General features: G+C 65.2%; 7 protein-coding genes. 2 read left to right on the forward strand and 5 right to left on the reverse strand.

The genetic code is table 11. The features are described 5' to 3' along the window. Positions 1-159 precede the first annotated feature (159 nt). Both O2807_11970 and O2807_11975 read left to right on the forward strand, forming a co-directional pair. Positions 160-1,080, forward strand: coding sequence for an aminotransferase class IV (locus O2807_11970; GenBank protein MDA1001214.1), 921 nt, complete (start codon positions 160-162; stop codon positions 1,078-1,080). A gap of 58 nt (positions 1,081-1,138) precedes the next feature. Continuing rightward, entirely contained in the window at positions 1,139-1,630 is a 492-nt protein-coding gene (locus tag O2807_11975) for a GreA/GreB family elongation factor (GenBank protein MDA1001215.1), read from the forward strand. 28 nt (positions 1,631-1,658) lie between these two features. On the opposite strand, the gene O2807_11980 is transcribed toward O2807_11975, so the two are convergent. The 5 genes from O2807_11980 to O2807_12000 all read right to left on the reverse strand — a co-directional run. After that, positions 1,659-2,108 (reverse strand): GyrI-like domain-containing protein, encoded by a 450-nt coding sequence (locus O2807_11980; GenBank protein MDA1001216.1) that lies wholly within the window; start codon positions 2,106-2,108, stop codon positions 1,659-1,661. Positions 2,109-2,141: 33 nt separating this feature from the next. Beyond that, on the reverse strand, positions 2,142-2,522 hold the full coding sequence (locus O2807_11985; GenBank protein ID MDA1001217.1) for an iron-sulfur cluster assembly scaffold protein: 381 nt from the start codon (positions 2,520-2,522) through the stop codon (positions 2,142-2,144). Between the two features lie 11 nt (positions 2,523-2,533). After that, positions 2,534-3,700 carry a cysteine desulfurase family protein gene (locus O2807_11990; GenBank protein ID MDA1001218.1) on the reverse strand — a complete coding sequence of 389 codons (1,167 nt, stop codon included), beginning with the start codon at positions 3,698-3,700 and terminating at the stop codon, positions 2,534-2,536. Further along, positions 3,697-4,407 carry a serine O-acetyltransferase gene (gene cysE, locus O2807_11995; GenBank protein MDA1001219.1) on the reverse strand — a complete coding sequence of 237 codons (711 nt, stop codon included), beginning with the start codon at positions 4,405-4,407 and terminating at the stop codon, positions 3,697-3,699. Before cysE ends, O2807_11990 begins: the two co-directional genes overlap by 4 nt. Positions 4,408-4,556: 149 nt before the next feature. After that, positions 4,557-4,813: NUDIX domain-containing protein (locus O2807_12000; GenBank protein ID MDA1001220.1), on the reverse strand; the 257-nt coding region annotated here is incomplete at its 5' end.

The following is a 4,813-nucleotide window of genomic DNA, read 5'->3' on the forward strand; positions in this document are numbered from 1 at the left end:
AAAAGAGGGGCAAATCCTGAAAAAGCCCTGAAGAGAAGAGCAATTCGCGGCTTTCATGCATCCGCCGCTCTGTGTATAATTGTTGCAGGAAACGAGGCTCGAATCGCGGCTGCCCTTTTGGGGCAGCCTTATTTTGTTTTGAGTTGAGGGGGGCAAAAGGTGCCGGGAGAGCGGTTTCTTTACCTGAACGGCGAGATCATCGAGGAGAGCCAGGCCCGCATCTCTCCGTTCGACCGCGGCTTCCTCTGGGGGGACGGGGTGTATGAAATCACCCCCTGCTTCGGGCGCAAGCTCTACCGCCTCGAGGATCACATCGACCGCCTCTACCGCTCGCTCCGCTATGTTCGGATCGATCCCGGGATCAGTCCCGAGGAGATGAAGCAGGCCACCCTCGCGACGCTCGAGACCAACCTGTGCCGGACGGAGGAGGAGGGCATGTACCGCGTGGGCCACTGGGTGACCCGCGGGGTGGATGATCCTTCGATGGCGGCCCGCGAGAGCGCCGGCGCGACCGTGCTCATCTTCTGGCGCCCGGTGGATGTCGAGAGATTTGCGAAAAACTACCGCGAGGGCGTCAAGCTGGCGGTCACGGCCACGCGGCGGAACCCGCCCGAGTGCGTCGAGACGCGCGCCAAGGTGACGAGCAAGATGAACCAGATCCTGGCCGAGCTCGACGCCGCCGCCTCGGGGGCGCTTTCCCTGATGCTGGATATTCACGGAAACGTGGCCGAGAACTCGGTGGCGAACATCTTCATCGTGCGCGATGGTGTGCTCTGGACGCCGCCCGAGCGGAACATCCTCGAGGGGGTGACCCGCAAGGCGGTGTTCGAGCTGGCCGAGCGGCTGGGCATTCCGCTCGAGGAGCGGAATTTTACGATGTATGACGTGGCGCAGGCGGAGGAGTATTTTCTGACCTCGAGCGCCATATGCGCCATGCCGGTGCGGTCGGTGGACAGCTTTCATCCGAAAAAAGAGGTGCCGGGGCCGGTGACCCGGAAACTGATCGAGGCTTTTGTGAAAGAGACCGGATACGATTTCCGGCAGACGCCCGCCCGGACCGGCCAGGCGGCCAAAGCGTGAGGGCGCCGGGTTCGGGCGATGTGTTTGCAGGACCGCCTTTACCTTTAGAGGTTTGAAGATGCCGTATTATCTGACCCGTGAGAGTCTCGGGCGGCTTCGAGAAAAAGTGGGCGCCATTCAGATGCGCCTGAAGATCGAGGTGGCCCAGGAACTTGCCAAAGCGGCCGCTTTTAAGGACTTGAGCGAGAACGCCGAGTGGGACGCTGCCCTCGAGCTTCAAGCGAACCTGAAGCACGAAGCCAGCAAGATTCTCGAAAAACTCCAGGATCCCGCCCTCATCGAGGAACTTTCGATTGACGGCAGCCGCGTCACGATCGGCACCCAGGTGACCCTCTTCGATCTGGATCGGAATGAGGAACTCACCTACAAGATTCTGGGGGAGGAGGAAAGCGATCTTCGCAACGGCATCATCGCCTTCGCCGCGCCGCTTGCCCGCGGGCTGCTCCAGAAGGAAGAGGGGGACAAAGTTTCCATCCAGCTTCCGGGTGGCGTCCGCTCTTTCGAGATCCTCTCCGTCGAAAAGATCGACTTCAAGAACAACACGCCCTAGGCGGCCCCCGGGTTTTTCCCGCATCCCGCTATTCGATGGGATCGGGTGCGACCGGGACGCAGGCCTCGGTGCGGAGGTCCGCCTCGGCGGCATCGCGCGGATCGATCAGGTAGCGCTCGAGGAGGGGACCCTCCCGCCTTCGGAAGCCGCTGTGGGGCAGCCATTTTTCGAGTATTTCCACAAAAGTTTCCCGCAGGCGGTCGTACCCGCCCTCGTGGATGGCGGCGGCGTACCAGCCCGTCTCCGTCGTTCGCTCACGGAGTCCATCGGCGATCGGCTGTCCCGGCAGAAGGGGCCAGCACGCCTCGTAGCCCTCACCCTCATACAGAAGGCCGAAAGCCGGGCCCGCCGCCGGTGTGCCCGCGCACCGGGTGTAGAGGCGGCCCCAGATGAGCCCCGTCTTCTCCGGCGAGGGCGCCTCATCGAGCCGAAGGGCGGCGCTTCGCAGCGCTTCGATCTCTCGAACGTTCACTTTCATCGGGGTGTTTTCATCCAAAAGGGATTCAGGGTTTCACCGCCCTTCGCGGTTATCCAGCGCGTTTTGAAGAATCCGGTGGGCCAGCTGGGCGCAGTGGCGTTTGTGAGCCGGCAGCCCGCCCACGCTCGCGGCGATCTTCTCGTGCGTCAGACCGCGGAGCTCCGCCGCCGTCTTGCCGACGACCTCGTCCGTCAGGGAACTCATCGCCGCCGTGATGGCGCCGCACCCGAGGATTTCCATCTTGGCGTCGGCGACGCGCTCCCCCTCGAACTTGAGATAGAGCTTCACCTCATCCCCGCAGGAGGGGTTCGTGCCCTCCCCGACGGCGTCCGCATCTTCGATGACGCCGATGTTGTGCGGGTCGGCGATGTGCCGGAGCACGGTTTCGTTGTAGTGGCGGTCGGTCTTGGCCATGGCGTTCTGCCCTAGGAAGTGGCCCGCTCCTTCGGGGCGCTGGCCCGGACCCGGGAGACCGCCTCCGGCAGTACCCGCAGAAGCGCATCAACGTCCGCGTCCGAGTTTCCCCAGCCCAGGCTGAACCGGAGGGAGCCCTGAATCCGTTCCTTGGGAAGATTCATGGCGAGAAGAACGTGGCTGGGCTCGGTCGAGCCCGCGCTGCAGGCCGAGCCCGTGCTCACGGCGATCCCCTCGAGGTCCAGCCGGATGAGCAAGGTCTCGCCTTGGGCCCCGAGAAAGCTCAGGTTGACGGTTCCCGGAAGGCGGTGTTCGGGATGGCTGTTCACCACCACATCCGGGATCCGCTCGCAGACCTCGTTTTCGAGCCGATCGCGCAGGCGCCGGATATGCGCACGGGCCGCCTCCCCCTCCTCCCGGGCGAGGCGGCAGGCCGCCCCCATGCCCGCGATGCCGGCGACGTTTTCGGTCCCGGAGCGGAGATCGTTTTCCTGGCCGCCGCCAGTGATGAGGGGCGGGAGAATGGTCCCCCGCCGCATATAGAGAAAGCCCGTTCCCTTCGGTCCGTTGATCTTGTGGGCGCTCGCAGAGAGCAGGTCCACCCGCACATTTTTGACGTCGATCGGAATCTTCCCGACCGCCTGCACGGCATCCGTGTGAAAGAGCACATCGCGCGCGCGGCACCCCTCGGCAATGGCTTCGATGGGCTGAAGGGTGCCGACCTCGTTGTTGGCCCACATCACCGAAACGATCCGGGTGTCCGGCCGGATGGCGGCGATGACGCTTTCCGCCGGGACGCGCCCCGTTTCATCCGGCGGGATGAAGGTGACCGCAACGCCTTTGCTCTGAAGCGCCTTGCAGGTGTCGAGTACGGCGGGGTGTTCGACGCCGGTGGTGACGATGTGTCCGATGCCGCCGGCGGCTTCGATGGCGCCCCTGAGGGCCCAATTGTCGCTCTCGGTGCCGCCCGAGGTGAAGAATATCTCCTCGGGGTCCTCCGCGCCGATAAGCTCGGCGACGTGCTCGCGGGCCGCGTCGATTGCGGCCCGGGCCTCGCGTCCGAAGCGGTGGATGCTGTTGGGGTTGCCGAAGGCGGATTCCAGGAAGGGGCGCATGGCCGCCGCCACTTCCGGCCGCACCGGGGTGGTCGCACTGTGGTCGAAGTAGATGGCGGTCATGGCGCGTCCGGCTTTTCGCGGCTTTCCGCTGTGCGGTAGCTCTCGAGTTCGCGCTCAAGATCCGCCACACGCTTGTTCAGCGCCTGCAGCGCGTTTTCCACCGGATCGGGGAGCTTGTGGTGCTCGAACGCCAGCGCCATCGGCTCCGCCAGGCGGCCCTCGCCGTCGCGGTAGACCACCCGCGCCGGAACGCCCACCACGGTGCATCCGGGCGGGACATCCCCGATCACGACCGAGCCTGCGCCCACCCGGCTGCCCGCGCCGATGGTGTGGGGCCCCATGATCTTGGCGCCCACGCCGACCATGACGCCGTCTTCCAGCGTGGGGTGGCGCTTTCCCTTCTCGAGGCTCACGCCGCCGAGGGTGACGCCGTGGTAGATGGTGCAGTTTTTCCCGATGACCGATGTCTCGCCGATCACCACGCCCATGCCGTGATCGATGAAGAAGCCGACGCCGATCTGCGCGCCCGGGTGGATCTCGATTCCAGTCAGGAAGCGGTTGAGGTGGCTCAGCCAGCGGGCGAGCAGCGTCCGCTCGCGCATCCAGAGGAAGTGCGCGAGCCGGTGCAGCAAAATGGCGTGGAAGCCGGGATAGCATAAGATGACCGCCGCCCACGAGCGCGCCGCCGGGTCCCGCTCCATGACGGCCTGCATGTCGAGGCGGGTAAGCTGTATCGCTCGCCGGAAGTACCGGCGCAGGGAAGCCATGAACAAGTGTCCTCGCTCCGCATGGCAGCAGCCTCTCAAAAGGCGCCCGGGACAGGGCGGTACCGGCCCCGGAGCCGCTTCAACCTGAACATACTACCATTAAACAAGGAGATAGGGGAGATCAGCAGGGCGCGCGGGCCGGAGGCCCCTCAATACTTTCCCGCGAGATAATCGGCCAGAATTTCCCCGTGGTCGAAGGCCAGCGGGGCGGGAAGGGCGTTTTTCGGAAAAACCGCCGCCCGCCGGGCATCGTCGCGCCCCCGGAGCGCACCGCCGAGGGGCCGGGCGATGAAAACCACCGTCACGTTGTGCTGGCGGGGGTCCCGCCTCGGATCGCTGTAGGCGTGAAACTGCCGGATGAGTTCGACCTCCAGCGAGGTTTCCTCGAGCGCCTCCCGGCGGGCGG

Source organism: bacterium, from assembly GCA_027622355.1.
Lineage (GTDB): Bacteria > UBA8248 > UBA8248 > UBA8248 > UBA8248 > JAQBZT01.